Source organism: Serratia sp. LSHTC3, assembly GCF_057197125.1.
Genome location: NZ_JBXUNP010000007.1, coordinates 103,381 through 121,765 on the forward strand (window position 1 = coordinate 103,381; position 18,385 = coordinate 121,765).

Here is an 18,385-nt window from a genome sequence, read left to right on the forward strand (position 1 = left end):
CGCCGACAACGGTCCGCGCTCAGCGGGCGGTAACGCGGCGAATATAGGCGAGCGTATCGGCAACCACGCCGTCCAACGGCTGGTTGATGTCGATCGCTTGCACATCCGGCTCCTGCTCGCCCGGCTCTTCCAGCGTGGCGAACTGGGAAATCAACATCTGCGGCTTGAAGAAATGGCCCTTGCGTTGCTTCAGACGCTCCTCGATCACTGACTGGTCGCCTTTCAGATACAGGAAATGCAGGTTGAGATTGCCGTCGCGCAGGCGATCGCGATAGCTTTTCTTCAGCGCCGAGCACACCAGCAGCGACACGTCGTTGGTGCGCTGCATGGCGAAGATGGCGTCGTTCAGGGCCGCCAGCCACGGCGCGCGATCGTTGTCGTCCAACGCATGCCCGGAGGACATTTTGATGATGTTGGCGCGCGGGTGCAGGTAATCGCCGTCCAGCATGGCGGCGTTGGCCTGGTGAGCGACAGCGCTGGCCACGGCGGATTTGCCGCTGCCGGAAACGCCCATCAAAACAAATACGTGATTCTGCGGATTGCTCATTGTGTCATGCCCTTATGGGAACTGGCGCGAGCGCGCCAAATGCGTCCCGACTGATAAAGATACTTTGGAACGCCGACGCCCCGCAGGGCGCCGGATAAAGATTATACGACCGTCGCCAGCAGCAGACAGCCCACCAGGCCGCACACCGAGATAATGGTTTCCAGCACCGACCAGGATTTGATGGTTTCCATGATGCTCAGGTTGAAGTACTCCTTGAACAGCCAGAAGCCCGGATCGTTGACGTGCGAGAAGATGACGCTGCCGGAACCGACCGCAATCACCATCAGCTCAGGGCTGACGCCGGTGGTGGCGATCAGCGGTGCCACAATGCCGCCGGCGGTGATCGCCGCCACGGTGGCGGAACCCAGCGCCAGACGCAGCGCAGCGGCGATCGACCAGGCCATCAGGATCGGCGAAACGTTGCTGCCTTCCATCAGGCCGGCGATGTACTTCTCAACGCCGCTGTCCACCAGCACCTGCTTGAAGGCGCCGCCGCCGCCAATGATCAACAGCATCATGGCGATGATTTTAATCGAGTCGGTGATGGTGCCCATCACTTCATCCATGGTACGGCCACGGTTCAGGCCGAAGGTGAAGATGGCGATCAGCACGGCGATCAGGGTGGCCATCACCGGGTCGCCGAAGAACTCGGCGAAGCGCAGCAGGCTGTGGCCCTTCGGCAGCACCATTTCAGCGACCGCGCGCAGCGCCATCAGGATCACCGGCACCAGCGACGTGGCGACGCTGACGCCAAAGCTTGGCATCTCCGCGTCGGTAAAGGTTTTCGGGTTGTACAGGCCTTCCGGCACCGGCTTGTCGATGCCTTTCAGGAAGCGGGCATAGACCGGGCCGGCCAGGATCACCGTCGGGATCGCCAGCAGCGTGCCGTACAGCAGGGTTTTACCCATGTCGGCATGGAAGATGGTGGCGATGGCGGTCGGGCCTGGGTGCGGCGGCAGGAAGCCGTGGGTCACCGACAGCGCGGCGGCCATCGGCACGCCGACGTACAGCAGCGGGATACGCGCGGAGGCGGCGATGGTGAACACCAGCGGCAGCAGCAGCACGAAGCCCACTTCGTAGAACAGCGCGAAGCCGACGGTGAAGCCGGTCAGCACCACCGCCCATTGAATGTGTTTTCTGCCGAACTTGTCGATCAGCGTGGTGGCGATGCGCTGTGCGCCGCCGCAGTCCGCCAGCAGTTTGCCGAGCATGGCACCGAAGCCCATGATCAGCGCCAGGCTGCCCAACGTGCCGCCCACGCCGGCCTTGATGGAGCCGATGACCTTATCGACCGGCATACCCTGCGCGATCCCGACCGCCAAAGCAACCAGAACCAGAGAGATAAAGCCGTTCAGCTTGAAGCGGATCATCAGCAGCAGCAGCAGCGCTACGCCGCCTGCAACAATCACTAATGGCATAGTTTTTCTCCAACCTTTTATCGCGACTCTCTTTACAATAGGCGTAAAGCGGGCGGTTGTTTTATTTTTAGGCTCTTTCCCGGTGTTTAAGAAGAGCTGTAGGTGTTGTTGAGTCAGAGGTTCAGTCTTGCAGCAAGATGACCGCGCACTCGTTGTTACCGGTATCATGATACCGGTAACAACATAAGCGCCGGAACCGGGTAACCGGCTAAAATTCGCGTTCTGGGACAGAGATCAAACTTATGCCGGCAACGAGCGGCGGGCTTACAGGCGGGGTAACCAGCGCGCCTCAGGGCGCGCTGTAAAAAGAAAGAGTGTTAAAACAGAACGTTAAAATGGCTCAGATGCTGCCGCCGGGGATCACGGTGAAACCGACGTCCACCATGCGCGGGCACACCGTTTCGCCGCGCAGCCGGGCCAGCAAGCGCTCGGCGCCGATCTGGCCCATGCGTTCGCGCGGCGTCAGCACGCTGGCCAGCTTCGGCACCATCACCTGGCCGATGTCATGGCCGTGGAAGCCGGCGATCGCCATGTCCTGCGGGATCGACAGCCCCTGCCGCTGGCATTCGAAGGCCGCACCGATCGCCAGGTCATCGTTGGTGCAGAAGATACTGTCGATCTGCGGGTAGTCACGCTGCGCCTGGCGCAACAGCTCGCCGCCGGCGGAATAAGAGGAAGAACGCGCGGTCATGATGCTGTACGGCTCCAGGCCGGATTCACGCATCGCCTGCTCATACCCCTGCTGCTTGATGATGGTACGCTCATCCTGACGGGCGCCGAAATAGACCACGTGACGGTGGCCGTGCGCGATGATCTGCTGGGTCATCTGGCGCGCCGCCTCGAAGTTGTTGAAGCCCACCGCCAGATCGATGCACGGCGAGACGCAGTCCATCAGCTCCACCACCGGAATGCCCGCCACCTCGATCATCTTCAGGGTACGCGGCGTATGGTGGCGCTCAGACAGGATCAGACCGTCGATATTGTAAGACAGCAGCGAGGTCAGACGCTCTTCTTCACGTTCCGGCAGGTAGCCATAGTGCGCCAGCATGGTCTGGTAGTTGTGCGCGTCGGTCACGCTTTCGATGCCGCGCAGCACTTCGGCGAACACCTGGTTGGTCAGCGACGGCAACAGCACGCCAATCGCCCGGCTGGTGGCGTTGGAGAGGATATCCGGCGCGCGGTTGGGGATGTAGCCCAGCTCATCCAGCGCGACGGCAATTTTTTGCTGCAGGGCGGCGGAAACCTGGTCGGGATTGCGCAGATAACGGCTCACCGTCATCTTGGTCACGCCCACCTTGTCCGCCACATCCTGGAGTACCGGCCGTTTTTTCTTCATTATCAATGAACTGACTAACCGTGAATGGGCAGTCATTTTAGCAAAAAAAACGGCGGGCCGATATTGTCGGTTATGCGACAGCCAACGCAAAAAGGGCTCACACCGTGAGCCCTTCATACGCTGGCAAAGGGGGAAAAAGCGTGTTTTTTCCCCCTTTATGATGATTAGCCGAAAATCAATAAATTGATTTTCCTTGTTTTTATATGCTGGCGGCGTCAAGTCAGGCAACATCGTCAGACGTGTCATTAACCTCAAGGGCTCACACCGTGAGCCCTTGAAATTTACCGCTTAATCACACCGGCGGCAGATCGAACAGCAGGATTTCGCTCTCTTCGTCGGCCTGGATCGTCAGCGCCGATTCATCCCACACCGCGAACGCGTCGCTGATGCCGGCGGTCTGGCCGTTGACCGAGACCTTGCCGCGCACCACCTGGATCCAAACGCGACGGCCGGCGGCAATCGGGCATTCCCCCTGCTCGCCCTTATTCAGCGCCCAACGCGACAGCGTCATATCCTGGAACACCTTCAGCGAGCCGTCACGCGCATCCGGCGACAGCACCAGCTGACGGCCCTGCGGCGCGTCGAACATGCGCTGCTCATAGCGCGGCTCCAGCCCGACCTGATCCGGGATGATCCAAATCTGGTACAGGTGCAACGGACGATCCTGATTAGCGTTGTACTCAGAGTGACGCACCCCGGTGCCCGCACTCATGATCTGGAATTCACCGGCCTGGATCTGCTCCTTGTTGCCCATGCTGTCCTGATGTTCCACCGTACCGCTCAGCACGTAGGTCAGGATTTCCATGTCTTTATGCGGGTGAGTACCGAAACCCTGCCCTGCGTCGATCACATCTTCGTTGATCACTCGCAGCGCCGAGAACCCCATAAAGTTCGGATCGTAGTAATCGGCAAATGAGAAGGTGTGCCAGCTATCCAGCCAGCCATGATTGGCGTGGCCGCGGTCTTCCGCTTTACGTACATAAATCATTTTCAACTCTCCTCAATGTTTTTTTACAGTCTAGTCCTGCCAGCAGAATAAGAAAGCGTAAAAAACTCATGCCTCTGTTCAAAAATTTCGATGGAATGAAACAGCGGATGGGCAGCGGATTTGTTGAAAGCGGAACCGGCTGAAAAAGGGCAAAAAAAAAGCCAGCACCCGAGCTGGCTAAGTAAACACTGGAAGCAATGTGAGCAATGTCGTGCCTTCGCAGCGAGAGTATCAAGGATTGATGCCCTCCCCGGAACGCATCGCAATAATAATCATTATCATTCGCACCTGTAAAGCGTTTTTTTTGACCCGTTGAAATAATATTGACTCAAGGCAGTAAACGGATAAATTCAGAGGTTATTCAACCGGTAAGCAAAAGGAGCAGCGAGATGAGCGAGATCGTGATACGCCACGTGGAAACATCGGATGCTCAGGCTCTGCATCATCTTTATTCTCAGACGCCCGTCTACCGCGATACGCTGCAGCTCCCGCTACCGTCCGTCGAGTCCTGGCAGAAACGCCTCGCCAACCCCGAACCGGGCACGCATAACCTGGCAGCCTTCGTTGACGGGCAGCTTGTCGGTCAGTTAGCCGTGATGCTGAATCAGCGCGTTCGCCGCCGCCACGTGGCCACCTTCGGCATCGGCGTCGATCCGCGCTACCACGGTAAAGGCGTCGGCAGCCGCCTGATGCAAGCGATGATCGACCTGTGCGACAACTGGGCGGCCATCGAGCGCATCGAACTGACGGTGTTTACCGACAACCCGGCGGCCATCGCGCTGTATCGCAAGTTCGGTTTTGAGATTGAAGGCACCAGCCGCGCTTTCGCCATTCGCGACGGCGTGCTGGTCGATGCCTACCATATGGCGCGTTTTCGCTCCGGGCAGCCGCGCGGCGATGCGTGATCTCATCCCCCCGCAGGGGTCGCTGCGCCGGCCCCTGAATATCAACCGCCGAACCTTTTTACACGCGCTGGCCGGCCTGACCGCCGCCGGCATGTTCTCCCCCTTCACCCCATTAGGTGCCGCTATGCCAACTTCCGCCGCCGGGCGCCCTGGCGCCCGCAACCTGATTACCGATGTGCCCGGCCTGAAGGTCGGTGTGGCGCAGGACAGCCGGGTGCGCACCGGCGCGACGGTGATACTGCCGGACAGCCCGGCGATTGCCGCCGTGGACGTGCGCGGCGGCGGCCCCGCCACCCGGGAAACCGACGCGCTGGGTGAAGACAATTTGGTACAGACCGTCGATGCGTTGACGTTCAGCGGCGGTTCGGTATACGGCCTGGCGGCGGCGGACGGCGTCGCGGCCTGGCTCGGGCTACAAGGCAGAGGCTATGCGCTGCGGCCGGCTCCCGGCGTGCCGGTCTCACCTATCGTGCCCACCGCCTGCCTGTACGACCTTGCCAACGGCGGCGATAAAAACTGGCAGCTCACGCCGCCGTATCGCCAGCTGGGCATCGACGCGGTCGGCAAGGCTGGATTGGACTTTCCACTGGGCACCGTCGGCGCCGGCTACGGCGCCATGACCGGCATGGGCAAGCTGAAAGGCGGGCTCGGTTCGGCATCGATCGTTGCCGCCAGCGGCGCTACCGTCGGTGCACTGGTGGCGGTCAACAGCCTGGGAGCGGTGGTAGCGCCCGGCACCCGCGCCTTCTGGGCGACGCCCTATGAAATTGACGGTGAATTCGGCAACGGCGGCGCGGCGGCGCTGGCGCAACTGCGCGCGCAGGGCGAAGACTGGATGGTGCAAGAGCCGCAAGGCGGCAGAAAGAACACCACCCTGGCCTGCATCGCCACCGATCTGGCGCTGACGCGTGTGGAGTTGAAACGGGTGGCCATCATGGCGCAAGACGGCATGGCGCGCGCTATTCGCCCGCTGCACAGCCCGTTTGACGGCGACGTGGTGTTCGCCCTGTCCACCGGGCAGCGCGAGGTACAGGGCAGCCGCGAACTGGCGGTGCTGCAGATCGGCGCGCTGGCGGCGGACACCCTCGCTCGGGCGATCGCCCGGGGCGTATACGCCGCCACGCCGTGGCCGGGCAGCCAGGTCACAACCTGGCAAACGCTCGGCGGCTAACGCGCCGCCATCAAAAAAGGGGGCCGGTGGCGCCCCTCGATCTTTATTGCCCCCCACCGCCTAAATACCGGCGGTTTCCCGAATATAACGGCGCGCCTTCACCGCATACTCGAACGGGTTGGCCAGCGCCGGATCCTGCTCGGCCTCCACCACCATCCACCCTTTGTAACCGCGCTCGTCCAGCAGCTTGAACACCGGCCTGAAGTCGATCACGCCATCACCCGGCACGGTGAAGGTGCCCTTCTTCACGCCGTCGAGGAAGCTCAGCTTGTTGGCCTTCACTTCCGCCACCACCTCATCGCGCACGTCCTTCAGGTGGACATGGTTGATCCGCGGCAGATACTTCTCCAGGATCGCCATCATCGCCTGTTGGCTGCCTTCCGAATAGTAGGCGTGGCCGGTATCGAACAGCAGGTAAACGTCGTCGTTGACCATGCTCATGTAGCGATCGATTTCGGCCGTGGTCTGAATGCCGGTGCCCATGTGGTGGTGCAGGCACACCTGCATGCCTTTATCGGCGGCGATCTTCGCCAACTCGTTGTAACCGTCGGCCACGCGCTGCCACTCTTCATCGCTGAAGTACGGCTTCTCTTCGAACACGCCTTTGGTGGTGCCCTGAATGCTCTTGCTCTGCTCTGAGCAGCCAATCACCCTGGCGCCCATGGCATGCAGGAAATTCATGTGGTTGATAAATTCATCAATGGTTTTGTCTTTCTGGCCGTCAGCGAAAAAGGTGCTGAACCAGGCGTTGCAGATCTGGATGCCGCGAATATCCAGCATCGGTTTCAGCACCGCCGGATCGCGCGGGTATTTGCTGCCCACTTCGCTGCCGGTGAAACCGGCCAGCGCCATTTCACTGACGCATTGCTGGAAGGTGTTCTCCTTGCCCAGATCGGGCATGTCGTCGTTGGTCCAGCCGATCGGCGCAATGGCCAATTTCACGTTGTCTTTATTCATGGTTTGCCTCGGTCCTTGCAGGGCCGCCGGTACAAACGCCGCCGGCGAGCCGAATCAGATTATTTGCCCAACAGCTCTCTTTCGATGCGTTCTCTGGTCGCCACCGCCTGGCTCGGCATCTTTTCCGGGTAACCGAACAGCGAGGTGCAGATGATCGATTCGCCGCCGACCTTGAAGCTGCGGTTGGCAAATTCCATGTCGCGCAGCGTCTGGAACAGGGCGTCGAAATTCACCTCGCCTTCGCCGATGCCGACGTGCTGGTGCACCGCGGCGTCAACGCCCGGCGGGTTGACGATATAGCGGCAGTGCTTGGTGTGGTTCATGGTGTCGGCGATCAGCACGTGGGACAGATCGTCCCCGGCGTACTGCAGCATCCCGGCTACGTCACCCTGCCCCTTGTCGTAGTAGAAGGTGTGCGGCACGCTGTAGAGATATTTGACGTGGTCGCTGCGCAGCGACTTCACCAGATCGGCGGTTTCGTTGCTCAGCTCGCAGAAGTCCCACGGGTGCGACTGGATCTCCATACGAATACCCTCGCGCTCAACGATCGGCAGCAGCTCCTCCATCGAGCGATACCACAGCTCCTCGCAGATCTCCGGTTCGTTGGGATTGCCGGCCAGTTCGGTGTTGATCACCTGCACGCCCATTTCCACCGCAATTTCGATCATCCGCCGCCAGTTTTTGACCGCCGCCTGGCGGCGATCTTCCCCCGGACCGGACCAGCGATACACCACGATAAATGAGGAGATCTCCACGCCGGTCGCTTTTAGGGCGTTTTTATACTCCGCCATGATTTCGCGGCTGGCCTTCGGATGTTTGTAAAACGGGTTGATCTGCGGGTGCGGCGACTGCTCGATGTATTTGTAGCCCCAGTCCGCCACCTGCTGAACCATTTTGGTGACGCCCAAATCCCGGATAACGTCGACATCAAAAGCGATCTTCATGGTCACTCCTCTGCAATCGTGGTTACGCGCTGCGAGCGGTTATTTACCGTAAAACGCCGGGCGCGCCGGCAGGGTCACCGGCACGATCTCGCCGCTGAGCTGGGCCGCCACGCAGGCGTCGGCGGTTACCGCGGCGGCGTAGCCGTCCCAGGCGGAAGGCCCGGTCAACTTGCCCGCGGCTACGTCGTTGATGAAGCCCTGCAGCTCGACGTCATAGGCATCGATAAAGCGATCCTTCCAGTCGGTCAGGATTTCGGTCGACAGGCGGGCGCCGCTGCGCATCTGCACCGAGGACGGTTCCGGCAGTTTGGCGATGCCGGTTTCCCCCACCACTTCGCACTGAATGTCGTAGCCGTACTGGCAGTTGACGAAGATTTCGACGTCGATGCGCGTCCCTTTGGCGGTTTCAAACAGCACAATTTGCGGATCTTTCAGGTGCGGGAACGCCTTCGGGCTCTTGCGTGGGAACACCACCTGCACCGACACATAGTCGTCGTCGAGCAGCCAGCGCAGCACGTCGATTTCGTGGATCAGGGTGTCGGTGATCGCCATATCGGTGGTGTAGGCCTCGCCGACCGTCGGGTTGCGGTGCGCGCAGTGCAGCATCAGCGGCTCGCCGATCTGGCCGCTGGTCAGTACCTGTTTCAGCGCGCGATAGCCCTGATCATAGGGGCGCATGAAGCCGACCTGCACCAGCCGTTTGCCGTGCTTCGCTTCGGCGTCGACAATGTTTTTGCAACCCTGCGCGGTCACCGCCAGCGGCTTCTCGCAGAATACCGGTTTGCCGGCGGCGATGGCCGCCAGCACGAACTCTTCATGACTCGGCCCCCAGGAGGTGACCAGCACCGCCTGCACGTCGGCGGCTTTGATCAGATCGTGGCCGTTGTCATACACCCGCGCATCCAGCTGCAGATCGCTCACCACCTTGGCGGCGTTGTCGCGGTTGATGTCGTTGACCGCCACCACGCGGGCGCCCTGCAACACTTTGCTGCAGCGACGGATATGATCGCGGCCGATGGCGCCGGTGCCGATAACCCCAATGTTCAATGTCATTTTCGCTACCCTCGAGATTAATGTATGAAAACGAATCAGTAATCGCGCGCCTTATCGATGTTTTCCTGCAGCTTGCGCGCCACTGCGACGATTTTTTCGCTGTCGGCCACCTGAGCGCCGCCCACGCGCCACCAGCTGAGATACTTGTGCACCATGGTCTTCGGCAGCACCTTGATGTCCAGCAGCGTGGACACGGTTTGCCTGCGGGCGTCGGCCAGCGCGTCGAGCAACTGCTGCTCGGTGGTGACGCGATAGGTTTTGCACCCGTAAGCCGCCGCCAGCATGGCGAAATCGACCGGCACCAGTTTGCCGTCGAGCTTGCCGCCCTGTGGATTGCGGAAGCGGAATTCGGTGGTGTAGCTGTCCATGCCGTGTTCCATCTGCAGGTTGTTGATGCAGCCGTTGGTCATGTTGTCGAACAGCACCACGTTGATCTTGCAGCCTTCCTGAATCGAGGTGACCAGTTCGGAATGCAGCATCATGAAGGCGCCGTCGCCCACCATCGCGTACACCTCGCGCTGGGGCTCGGCCAGCTTGACCCCCAGCGCGGCGTTCACCTCGTACCCCATGCAGGAGTAGCCGTATTCCACGTGGTAACCGTGCTCGCCGCGGTTGTGCCACACCCGCTGCAGATCGCCCGGCAGGCTGCCGGCGGCGGCGACGATCACGCTGTCCGGCGGCAGCTCGCGGTTCAGCACCCCCAGCACCCGGCTTTGCGTCATCGCCGAGCCGGTCTGGGCGATAAATTCGTCGAACACCTGCTCGCGGTCGAGGTGATCGTCTATCTCCGGCACAAAGTCTGCGCCGCTGTATTCCACCGAGTAAACACGCTCGGTCTCTTCACGCTGGGCACCGCGCGCCGCGGCGATGGCGTCGCCCCAGCCGGCGCGATAATCGGCCTGCGCCAGCAGCGCGCCCAGTGCGTTCAGGGCCTCGCGGGCGTCCGCCAGCACCTGCACGCCGTCGAGCTTGCCGGCGTCGAAGGCGCTGACGTTGATATTGAGGAAGCTGACGTCCGGGTGTTGGAACAGCCATTTGGACGAGGTGGTGAAATCGGTGTAACGGGTGCCGACGCCAATCACCAGATCGGCCTGCCGGGCCAGCGTGTTGGCCGCCAGGCAGCCGGTTTCGCCGATGCCGCCGAGGTTGAATTCATGGTCACTCGATACCGTGCCTTTACCGGCCTGGGTCTCGGCGAACGGAATGCCGAAGCGCTCGGCGAATTCGCGCAGCGCTCGCCCGGCCTGCGAGTACTTCACGCCGCCGCCGCACACCAGCAGCGGTTTGCGTTTGGCCGTCAGCAGCGCTAAGGCGTCCGCCAACATGCCGTCGGTCGCCGGGCGGCGATCGAGCCGATGCACGCGCTTTTGGAAGAAATAGTCGGGGTAGTCGTAGGCTTCACCCTGCACGTCCTGCGGCAGACACAGCGTCACCGCGCCGGTTTCCGCCGGATCGGTCAACACGCGCATCGCATTGATGCAGGCGCTCATCAGCTGTTCCGGGCGCATGATGCGATCCCAGTATTTGCTCACCGCACGGAACGCGTCGTTGGTGCTGATGCTGAGATCGTAAGACTGTTCGATTTGCTGCAACACCGGGTCCGGCTGGCGGGAAGCGTAAACGTCGCCCGGCAGCAGCAATAAAGGAATGCGGTTAGCGGTGGCGGTGGCCGCGGCGGTGATCATATTGGCGGCGCCGGGGCCGACCGATGAGGTGCAGGCGTAAATTTGCCGGCGCAGCTTCTGTTTGGCGAAGCCGATCGCCGCATGGGCCATCCCCTGCTCGTTGCGGCCCTGGTGCACCCGCAGATCGCCGCTATCCTGTTCCAGCGCCTGCCCCAGCCCCAGCACATTGCCGTGGCCGAAAATCGCGAAAATGCCCGCGACGAATTTGGTTTCCACGCCGTCGGCCAGCAGATACTGGTTATCGAGAAATCTGACGAGCGCCTGCGCCATGGTTAACCTGATCTTGCCCATTTACCCACCCTTTAGATTAAGGGCCGCCCCGGAAAGCGCTCATGCCGAGCCGACAATCCCGTGTTTGTGTTACGCGGCGGCAGCTATTATCTTGAGCAGGCGATGCCCGCGCTGCTCACGAAGTCGACAACCTGAAACGTGAAGCGATTATAAACAAATATATTTTTCATAAAATCACATTACAGAAGAAACATTTCATTTTGCGATAAAGATCGCATATTGCATGAAAAGCCCGTTTCATCTCGTGGTTCAGCCTTCATGGGCTTCGTGCCGCGCACCGGCCGATAAAAGTCGTTGGCACATGGGCTGACAGCCTTTTCCTCTGCCCTCACCTCCCTTTTATGTTCCGCCCCGGCGGCCCTTGCGCAGCCGATTCATCGCCTTTTCCCACGCCTCTGTCGATGTTTTAAACGCATCACATTTTTGGGGTGTAAATTTCATTTCATATTGAAATTGAAATTTTCATTCCCCATACTGTCCCCATGCTTCCTGCAGGGCGCCACGCTCGGGCCGCCGCCGGAGTTTTGCTTAACAGAAGGAAACGGGTATGGCTACACAACAAAAACAGCTTGATGTCATTTGTCTCGGGCGCATCGCCGTCGATTTCTATGCTCAGCAGATCGGCGCGCGTCTGGAAGACGCCGGCACATTCGCCAAATACCTCGGCGGCTCTTCCGGCAACGTGGCCTACGGCACCGCCATTCAGGGGTTGAAATCCGGCATGCTGGCCCGCGTCGGCGATGAACACATGGGCCGCTTTCTGCGTGAAGAGCTGCAGCGCGTCGGAGCCGATACCCGCTGTCTGATCACCGACAAGCAACGATTAACCGGCCTGGTGATCCTCGGCATCAAGGATCAGGAAACCTTCCCGCTGATCTTCTACCGCGAAAACTGCGCGGACATGGCGCTGACGCCGGACGACATCGACGAGGCCTACATCGCCTCCTCCCGCGCGCTGGCCATCACCGGCACGCACCTGTCGCACCCGAACACCCGCGCCGCGGTGCTGAAGGCGCTGGAGTATGCGCGCCGCCACGGCCTGCGCACCGCGCTCGACATCGATTACCGCCCGGTACTGTGGGGGCTGACGTCGCTGGGCGACGGCGAAACCCGCTTTGTGGAATCAGACCAGGTGACCCGCGAACTGCAGGAGGTGCTGCACCATTTCGATCTGATCGTCGGCACCGAAGAGGAATTTCATATCGCCGGCGGCAGCACCGACACGCTGACGGCGCTGAAAAACGTGCGCCGGACTACCGCGGCCACGCTGGTGTGCAAGCGCGGCGCGCAGGGCTGCTCGGTGTTCGAAGGTGAAATCGCCGACGACTGGGCGCAGGTGAAGCTGCACGCCGGTGTGCGGGTTGAAGTGCTGAACGTGCTGGGGGCCGGCGACGCCTTTATGTCCGGGCTGCTGCGCGGCTACCTGAACGATGAGGGCTGGGAGCAGGCCTGCCGCTACGCCAACGCCTGCGGCGCATTGGTGGTTTCGCGCCACGGCTGCGCGCCGGCGATGCCGACCAAACGGGAACTGGACGACTACCTGCAGCGTGAACAGCAGGTCACGCGCCCGGACCGCGACGCACGCCTGAACCACCTGCACCGGGTCACCACCCGCAAGCAACAGTGGCCGGAACTGTGCGTGTTCGCCTTCGATCACCGCAAGCAGCTGGCGGACATGGCGCGCGAAGCCGGCGTCGGCGAGGAACGCATTCCGCGCCTGAAGACCCTGCTGCTCACCGCGGCGCAACAGGCTGCCGCGCAGGCCGGCCTCAACGGCAACAGCGGCATTCTGGCCGACACCACCTATGGGCAGGCGGCGCTGAACGAGATCACTGGCCAGGGATGGTGGATCGGCCGGCCGGTGGAGCTGCCCAGCTCGCGCCCGCTGCGCCTGGAGCACGGCAATATCGGTTCGCAATTGATCGACTGGCCGCAGGAGCACGTGGTGAAGTGCCTGGTGTTTTATCACCCGCACGATGCGGAGGAACTGCGCCGCGAACAGGATGAGCTGATCGCCGACGTCTACCGCGGCTGCTGTAAATCCGGCCACGAGCTGCTGCTGGAGGTGATCCTGCCGGACAGCAACGCCGACAAAGACGAACGTTATTACCTGGAGATGATTGAGCATTTCTACCAGTTGGGCATTCAGCCCGACTGGTGGAAACTGCCACCGCTGAGCGCAGAAAACTGGCGGCAGGTCGGTGCCCTGATCGACACCTACGATCCCTTCTGCCGCGGCGTGCTGATCCTGGGGCTCGACTCCCCGGAGGCGGTGCTGAAGGCGGGCTTCGCCGCCGCCGCGGATGCGCGCTGGGTGAAAGGTTTCGCCGTCGGCCGCACCATTTTCGGCCAACCTTCGCGCCGCTGGCTGCAGGGGGAAATCGACGACGCGGCCCTGATCGAGCAGGTGAAACAAAAATACCTGACGCTGATCGGTTTCTGGCGCCAGTACCGTCCGCAGGCGGGCGGCACGCACTGACAGCAACAGCAGGTTCACGTCCCCTTAAGGCCATTTCGCCGCTTTAAGGGGATTTTTTTGCCCCTTTTCTGTGAAGTCGCGCAATGTGCGATCGAATAAATCGCTTTTTGAGGAAATGAAATTTCCGCTCCGTCTGTTAAAATACCCTGTCAATATTTCAGGCATCAGGCCAATACGCCTTCACCCCACTGCGAGCCGAATGGATGAACAACCCAACTCAACTTTCGCTGTTACAGGACGAGATCCGCCACCGTTATGAAACGCTGAGCAAGCGTTTGAAGCAGGTGGCGCGCTATATTTTGGATAACAGTAACAGCATCGCTTTCGATACCGTTGCCTCCATCGCCGCACAGGCCAGCGTGCCGCCTTCCACCCTGATCCGTTTCGCCAACGCCTTCGGCTTCAGCGGCTTCAACGAAATGAAGCAGGTGTTCCGTCAGCATCTGATGGAAGAAACGGTGAACTATACCGAGCGCGCGCGCCTGTTCCGCCAAACCTCTACCGACGACAACGTCGCGCCGGAGAAGCCGGCGGAGATTCTCAACGTATTCACCATGGTCAATGCGCAGGCGCTGCAGCAGCTGGCGATGCAGATTGCCCCCGAGCAATTGGATCGCGCCGTCGAACTGCTCAACAACGCCGAAAACATCTACGTGATCGGCCTGCGCCGCTCGTTCAGCGTCGCCTCCTACCTCACCTATGCGCTGCGCCATCTGGAGCGCCGCGCATTTCTGATCGACGGCCTGGGCGGCATGTTCACCGAACAGCTGAGCATGGTGAAACCGAAAGACGTGGTGATCGCCATAAGCTATTCGCCGTACGCCCGCGAGGCGGTGGAACTGGTGGAATTGGGCGCCAAGCGCGGCGCGCAGCAGATCGCCATCACCGACAGCCAGGTCAGCCCGCTGGCCGCGTTCAGCGACGTCTGTTTCGTGGTGCGTGAAGCGCAGGTGGACGGGTTCCGTTCGCAGGTGGCCTCGATGTGCCTGGCGCAGACGCTGGCGGTCTCGCTGGCGCTGAATAACGCCCGGGACGAGTAAGGCTGGTGTGAACGCGCCCGACAGGCTCGGGCGCGGCGGGATTATTGCAGCAACAAATAGCGGTAGAGCGCGCTTTCCAGATCCTGCATCATGCTGATGAAAAGCAGAATCTCCACCGTTTGGCCGTCGTAGTCATAGATGACGCGGTATTCGCTGTCGGGATCCAATCGTTCGTGCAACCGCACTCCCATGCCCGCCAGCACGGCGTTGAAGCGATAGCGGACGGGATCGTCGGCGATTGCCGCGAGGGACGATAACAACAGATTGTCCACGAACATCCCGGCTGCGACGGCCCCTATCGTTCCGCTCTTATAAGACTCGATGTCTTTCAGGCTCCATTCCGCCGCCGGCGCGACGGTAAAACGTATTTCCTGGGGCATCCTGCACCTCGGGTCTATTTCCGCGCGTCACGCAGCCGCTGCAAGGTTTCTTCGGGCGACAGACCGCGCTGATTTTTAATCTCTTGCTTCGCCATCATAGTCAGTTTCAACAACGCGTTGGACTGGCGCTCGAGATTGCGTTCCCGTATTTCGGCCTCTCTCTCAGCCGCCGTTTGTACAAACAGCTCGGCAACACCATTTTTTGTGACGTAAACCCCGCCTTCAAACAGATCGGGCGAACCTAATCCTTCGCGCGCCGCTTTTTGAGACATGGTGGTTGTCATAGTTTTTCCTCCTGTGTACCGGCATTCTCACTGCATAACAGCGGTTCGTTAGATTCACTCAACCAGGGAGCAATCGCGTGCGGACAGGTTATCATTTGAGCAAGAGAGAGGGCAAATTTAGGTCAAATTTATACCCTGATAAAGAGAAAGCCCGGCAAGCCGGGCCTCAAGCGCCTATTGCGCGGCGGGGTAACCTTCGCCGTTAATCCAGGCGTGGTCTTTTTCCCAGGTGAACTTCCACTGCCGTACCGGCCCGGCCATCACGTTGAGATAATAGTTGTCATAACCCGCCAGGGTCGCCACCGGGTGATAACCGCGCGGCACTTTCACCACGTCGCGATTGTAGACCGGCATGCACTCGTCGAGCGTGCGATCGTCGGTATAGACGCGCTGCATGCAGAATCCCTGCTCCGGCTGAATGCGGTGATAGTACGTCTCTTCGAGATAGGTCTCGTCCGGCGAATCTTCTTGATCGTGCTTGTGGCTCGGGTAGGAGCTGGTATTGCCCTCGTCGGTGTAAACCTCCACCACCAGCAGACTGTCGGCCGGCTCGCTGTCCGGCAGAATGTTATGCACCAACCGCTGGTTGCGCCCCTTGCCGCGCCGCTCCACGCCGATTTCCGCCGGCGTGATCAGGCGTGAAGGCAGGTGGCCGCTGCCGGGCGCGCTGCACACCGCCAACTCCAGATCGGTTTCTGCCCGCACGTCGATGCGATCGTGGTGCGGCACGTACACCGCGTAAGGCGGCGTGCGCTCGAACGGGCTCATGCGTTTGCCGATATGCGGGTATTCGGCGCGCAGCGTGGCGACGGAGGCGATACCGGCCACCAGTACCAGACACAGTTCCTTGTCACCGCACTCCAGCTGCAGCGACTGCCCGGCGGCCAGGCGGTAAACGTCAAAGCCGACATAGCCCCAACCGGCATTTTCCGGCGTCACGTGCTGGATACGCCCCTCGGCGTTCGGCGCCTGACATTTGGCAAGCAGTGAAGACATTTCGATTCTCCTGTTAACTCCCCGTGCAAAGGCCGCTGCCCCCATGGAGCAACGGCCCGCTCATACTCTGCGATCGCTTAACCCAGCGTCGGCATGCTGAATTCAGACACCGTCTGCTGCCCGGCCGGCCAGCGCGCGGTGGCGGTCTTCATGCGCGTGTAGAAACGCACGCCGTCGGTGCCGTGCACGTTCAGCGCGCCGAACACCGAGCGCTTCCAGCCGCCGAAGCTGTGGAACGCCATCGGCACCGGCACCGGCACGTTGACGCCGACCATCCCGGCCTGCACTTCCTGCACGAACTGGCGCGCGTAGTGGCCGCTGCCGGTAAAGATGGCGCTGCCGTTGCCAAACTCGTGGCCGTTAACCGTGTCGATGGCGGTGCGATAGTCCGGCACCCGCACGATGCCCAGCACCGGCCCGAAGATCTCTTCGCGGTAGATGCGCATGTTCGGCTTCACATGGTCGAACAGCGTGCCGCCGACGTAGTAGCCTTCAGGGTAGCCCGGCACCTGATAATTGCGGCCGTCGGCCACCAGGGTGGCGCCTTCTTCCACGCCCAGATCGATGTAGCCCAGCACCTTTTTCTGGTGAGCGGACGATACCAGCGGCCCCATTTCATTCTCTTCGCCGCCCTGCTGCAAGCCCGGCCCGACGCGCAGCTGCGCGATCAGCGGCTTCAGTTTGGCGATCAGTTTATCGGCGGTGTCGTCACCAACCACCACGGCGATCGGCAACGCCATGCAGCGCTCGCCGGCAGAGCCGAACGCGCCGCCCATCAGCGCATTGACCGTGGCGTCCAGATCGGCGTCCGGCATGACGATCGCCTGGTTTTTCGCCGCGCCGAAGGCCTGTACCCGCTTGCCGTGCGCGCTGGCGGTGGTATAGATATGTTCCGCCACGGTGGAGGAGCCGACGAAGCTCACCGCCTGAATGCGCGGATCGGTGCACAGCTGCGCCGCATCTTCATTGGCGCAGTGCACCACGTTGAACACGCCGTCCGGCAGGCCGGCTTCTTTCAGCAGCTCCGCCAGGCGCACCGAGGCCGAAGGCACCAGCGCCGGCGGCTTGAGGATAAAGGTATTGCCGCAGGCCAACGCGATAGGGAACATCCACATCGGCACCATCGCCGGGAAGTTGAACGGGGTAATGCCCGCCACCACGCCCAGCGGCTGCATCAGCGAGAAGCTGTCGACGCCGCCGCCGACGTCCGGCGAGTATTCGCCCTTGATCAGATGCGGGATGCCGCAGGCAAATTCGACCACTTCCATGCCGCGCGTCAGTTCGCCCAGCGCATCCGAATACACTTTGCCGTGTTCGCTGACGATAAGCTCGGCCAGCTCGTCGCGGTGCTGTTCCAGCAGCGCCTTGAAATTGAACATGATGCGCGCGCGGCGCAGCGGCGTGGTGCGCGACCAGTCGGCAAACGCCCGGTGGGCCACGTCGATGGCCTGCTTGACTTCGGCGGCGGTGCTCTGCGTGACGCGCCGCTCAACCTGCCCGCTGGCCGGGTTGTGCACGTCGACGGTTTGATTGCTGCTGCTCAGGCACACCTGCCCGTCAATAAAGTTACCCACGGTTTTCATGTCACGCCCTCTTTTCAAGTCCGCTGTCGCCTGGCCACACCCAGGCGGCGCGGCGTTAATCGTCCCGCTCGCCAAACCCCGTCGGCAAGCCGGCTAAATCCTGACCGGATGCAGCAAACTCTATTTCATTGAAAAAAAAGTTTCAAATAAATTGTTTTGAAAAATTTGTTTTTAGTGCGTGAGGTCGCAATTTTGCGGTGTCGATCGGGTTGGCGCTTGCATTGCCGTGCCAGGGAAAGCGCAACTGCGGCGGAGAAAGTTGGGGTAATACACACTGACTTTGCTACAGAAAACCCGCACTGCGCCTGCCCTGCCGCCGTTACCGCAC

At 61.1% G+C, this 18,385-nt stretch carries 16 protein-coding genes; 4 read left to right on the forward strand and 12 right to left on the reverse strand.

Annotated elements, in window-relative coordinates:
* Positions 1 to 19: 19 nt before the first annotated feature.
* The 4 genes from gntK to AC2CGI_RS21825 all read right to left on the reverse strand — a co-directional run bounded on the left by gntK (position 20) and on the right by AC2CGI_RS21825 (position 4,289).
* On the reverse strand, positions 20 to 547 hold the full coding sequence (gene gntK / locus AC2CGI_RS21810) for a gluconokinase (protein ID WP_015379326.1): 528 nt from the start codon (positions 545 to 547) through the stop codon (positions 20 to 22).
* A 101-nt stretch (positions 548 to 648) separates the two neighbouring features.
* Positions 649 to 1,965, reverse strand: coding sequence for a gluconate transporter (gntT, locus tag AC2CGI_RS21815; RefSeq protein WP_004930830.1), 1,317 nt, complete (start codon positions 1,963 to 1,965; stop codon positions 649 to 651).
* 340 nt (positions 1,966 to 2,305) lie between these two features.
* Positions 2,306 to 3,301 (reverse strand): gluconate operon transcriptional repressor GntR, encoded by a 996-nt coding sequence (gntR, locus tag AC2CGI_RS21820; RefSeq protein WP_004930833.1) that lies wholly within the window; start codon positions 3,299 to 3,301, stop codon positions 2,306 to 2,308.
* A 292-nt stretch (positions 3,302 to 3,593) separates the two neighbouring features.
* Positions 3,594 to 4,289 (reverse strand): pirin family protein, encoded by a 696-nt coding sequence (locus tag AC2CGI_RS21825; RefSeq protein ID WP_004930835.1) that lies wholly within the window; start codon positions 4,287 to 4,289, stop codon positions 3,594 to 3,596.
* A gap of 389 nt (positions 4,290 to 4,678) precedes the next feature.
* Here AC2CGI_RS21825 and AC2CGI_RS21830 point away from each other — a divergent pair, with 389 nt between their 5' ends.
* Both AC2CGI_RS21830 and AC2CGI_RS21835 read left to right on the forward strand, forming a co-directional pair.
* The gene (locus AC2CGI_RS21830) at positions 4,679 to 5,194 is read left to right on the forward strand and encodes a GNAT family N-acetyltransferase (protein WP_015379327.1); all 516 of its coding nucleotides are present in this window, start codon (positions 4,679 to 4,681) and stop codon (positions 5,192 to 5,194) included.
* Positions 5,187 to 6,365 carry a P1 family peptidase gene (locus AC2CGI_RS21835; RefSeq protein WP_075684684.1) on the forward strand — a complete coding sequence of 393 codons (1,179 nt, stop codon included), beginning with the start codon at positions 5,187 to 5,189 and terminating at the stop codon, positions 6,363 to 6,365. The genes AC2CGI_RS21830 and AC2CGI_RS21835 overlap by 8 nt, the downstream gene beginning before the upstream one ends.
* Positions 6,366 to 6,425: 60 nt before the next feature.
* Here AC2CGI_RS21835 and iolE read toward each other — a convergent pair whose 3' ends face one another.
* The 4 genes from iolE to iolD are packed head-to-tail and all read right to left on the reverse strand — an operon-like array spanning position 6,426 to position 11,295.
* Complete coding sequence (gene iolE / locus AC2CGI_RS21840) at positions 6,426 to 7,322, reverse strand: myo-inosose-2 dehydratase (RefSeq protein WP_015379329.1); 897 nt, start codon at positions 7,320 to 7,322, stop codon at positions 6,426 to 6,428.
* 59 nt (positions 7,323 to 7,381) lie between these two features.
* Positions 7,382 to 8,266 carry a sugar phosphate isomerase/epimerase family protein gene (locus tag AC2CGI_RS21845; protein WP_004930845.1) on the reverse strand — a complete coding sequence of 295 codons (885 nt, stop codon included), beginning with the start codon at positions 8,264 to 8,266 and terminating at the stop codon, positions 7,382 to 7,384.
* 39 nt (positions 8,267 to 8,305) lie between these two features.
* A complete protein-coding gene (iolG, locus tag AC2CGI_RS21850; RefSeq protein ID WP_004930848.1) occupies positions 8,306 to 9,319 on the reverse strand; it encodes a bifunctional inositol 2-dehydrogenase/D-chiro-inositol 1-dehydrogenase in 1,014 nt (337 codons plus the stop codon).
* Between the two features lie 35 nt (positions 9,320 to 9,354).
* Complete coding sequence (gene iolD / locus AC2CGI_RS21855) at positions 9,355 to 11,295, reverse strand: 3D-(3,5/4)-trihydroxycyclohexane-1,2-dione acylhydrolase (decyclizing) (RefSeq protein ID WP_076741278.1); 1,941 nt, start codon at positions 11,293 to 11,295, stop codon at positions 9,355 to 9,357.
* 547 nt (positions 11,296 to 11,842) lie between these two features.
* Here iolD and AC2CGI_RS21860 point away from each other — a divergent pair.
* Together AC2CGI_RS21860 and AC2CGI_RS21865 are read left to right on the forward strand one after the other, a co-directional pair.
* Positions 11,843 to 13,774, forward strand: coding sequence for a bifunctional 5-dehydro-2-deoxygluconokinase/5-dehydro-2-deoxyphosphogluconate aldolase (locus AC2CGI_RS21860; RefSeq protein ID WP_015379332.1), 1,932 nt, complete (start codon positions 11,843 to 11,845; stop codon positions 13,772 to 13,774).
* 203 nt (positions 13,775 to 13,977) lie between these two features.
* Positions 13,978 to 14,814 (forward strand): MurR/RpiR family transcriptional regulator, encoded by an 837-nt coding sequence (locus AC2CGI_RS21865; RefSeq protein ID WP_004930856.1) that lies wholly within the window; start codon positions 13,978 to 13,980, stop codon positions 14,812 to 14,814.
* A gap of 41 nt (positions 14,815 to 14,855) precedes the next feature.
* On the opposite strand, the gene AC2CGI_RS21870 is transcribed toward AC2CGI_RS21865, so the two are convergent.
* From AC2CGI_RS21870 to AC2CGI_RS21885, 4 genes are all read right to left on the reverse strand, one after another.
* On the reverse strand, positions 14,856 to 15,194 hold the full coding sequence (locus AC2CGI_RS21870) for a hypothetical protein (RefSeq protein ID WP_049240493.1): 339 nt from the start codon (positions 15,192 to 15,194) through the stop codon (positions 14,856 to 14,858).
* Between the two features lie 14 nt (positions 15,195 to 15,208).
* Positions 15,209 to 15,478, reverse strand: a complete 270-nt coding sequence (locus AC2CGI_RS21875) for a hypothetical protein (RefSeq protein WP_004930864.1) — start codon at positions 15,476 to 15,478, stop codon at positions 15,209 to 15,211.
* 174 nt (positions 15,479 to 15,652) lie between these two features.
* Positions 15,653 to 16,474 (reverse strand): 5-deoxy-glucuronate isomerase, encoded by an 822-nt coding sequence (gene iolB / locus AC2CGI_RS21880; RefSeq protein WP_044030037.1) that lies wholly within the window; start codon positions 16,472 to 16,474, stop codon positions 15,653 to 15,655.
* Positions 16,475 to 16,551: 77 nt separating this feature from the next.
* Complete coding sequence (locus tag AC2CGI_RS21885) at positions 16,552 to 18,057, reverse strand: CoA-acylating methylmalonate-semialdehyde dehydrogenase (protein ID WP_021505174.1); 1,506 nt, start codon at positions 18,055 to 18,057, stop codon at positions 16,552 to 16,554.
* Between the last annotated feature and the right edge of the window lie 328 nt (positions 18,058 to 18,385).

Excerpts from the sequence above, each read along its gene's own strand:
- gntK (WP_015379326.1), bottom strand. The coding sequence starts at position 547 with ATGAGCAATCCGCAGAATCACGTATTTGTTTTGATGGGCGTTTCCGGC.
- gntT (WP_004930830.1), bottom strand. The coding sequence starts at position 1,965 with ATGCCATTAGTGATTGTTGCAGGCGGCGTAGCGCTGCTGCTGCTGCTG.
- gntR (WP_004930833.1), bottom strand. The coding sequence starts at position 3,301 with ATGAAGAAAAAACGGCCGGTACTCCAGGATGTGGCGGACAAGGTGGGC.
- AC2CGI_RS21825 (WP_004930835.1), bottom strand. The coding sequence starts at position 4,289 with ATGATTTATGTACGTAAAGCGGAAGACCGCGGCCACGCCAATCATGGC.
- AC2CGI_RS21830 (WP_015379327.1), top strand. The coding sequence starts at position 4,679 with ATGAGCGAGATCGTGATACGCCACGTGGAAACATCGGATGCTCAGGCT.
- AC2CGI_RS21835 (WP_075684684.1), top strand. The coding sequence starts at position 5,187 with ATGCGTGATCTCATCCCCCCGCAGGGGTCGCTGCGCCGGCCCCTGAAT.
- iolE (WP_015379329.1), bottom strand. The coding sequence starts at position 7,322 with ATGAATAAAGACAACGTGAAATTGGCCATTGCGCCGATCGGCTGGACC.
- AC2CGI_RS21845 (WP_004930845.1), bottom strand. The coding sequence starts at position 8,266 with ATGAAGATCGCTTTTGATGTCGACGTTATCCGGGATTTGGGCGTCACC.
- iolG (WP_004930848.1), bottom strand. The coding sequence starts at position 9,319 with ATGACATTGAACATTGGGGTTATCGGCACCGGCGCCATCGGCCGCGAT.
- iolD (WP_076741278.1), bottom strand. The coding sequence starts at position 11,295 with ATGGGCAAGATCAGGTTAACCATGGCGCAGGCGCTCGTCAGATTTCTC.
- AC2CGI_RS21860 (WP_015379332.1), top strand. The coding sequence starts at position 11,843 with ATGGCTACACAACAAAAACAGCTTGATGTCATTTGTCTCGGGCGCATC.
- AC2CGI_RS21865 (WP_004930856.1), top strand. The coding sequence starts at position 13,978 with ATGAACAACCCAACTCAACTTTCGCTGTTACAGGACGAGATCCGCCAC.
- AC2CGI_RS21870 (WP_049240493.1), bottom strand. The coding sequence starts at position 15,194 with ATGCCCCAGGAAATACGTTTTACCGTCGCGCCGGCGGCGGAATGGAGC.
- AC2CGI_RS21875 (WP_004930864.1), bottom strand. The coding sequence starts at position 15,478 with ATGACAACCACCATGTCTCAAAAAGCGGCGCGCGAAGGATTAGGTTCG.
- iolB (WP_044030037.1), bottom strand. The coding sequence starts at position 16,474 with ATGTCTTCACTGCTTGCCAAATGTCAGGCGCCGAACGCCGAGGGGCGT.
- AC2CGI_RS21885 (WP_021505174.1), bottom strand. The coding sequence starts at position 18,057 with ATGAAAACCGTGGGTAACTTTATTGACGGGCAGGTGTGCCTGAGCAGC.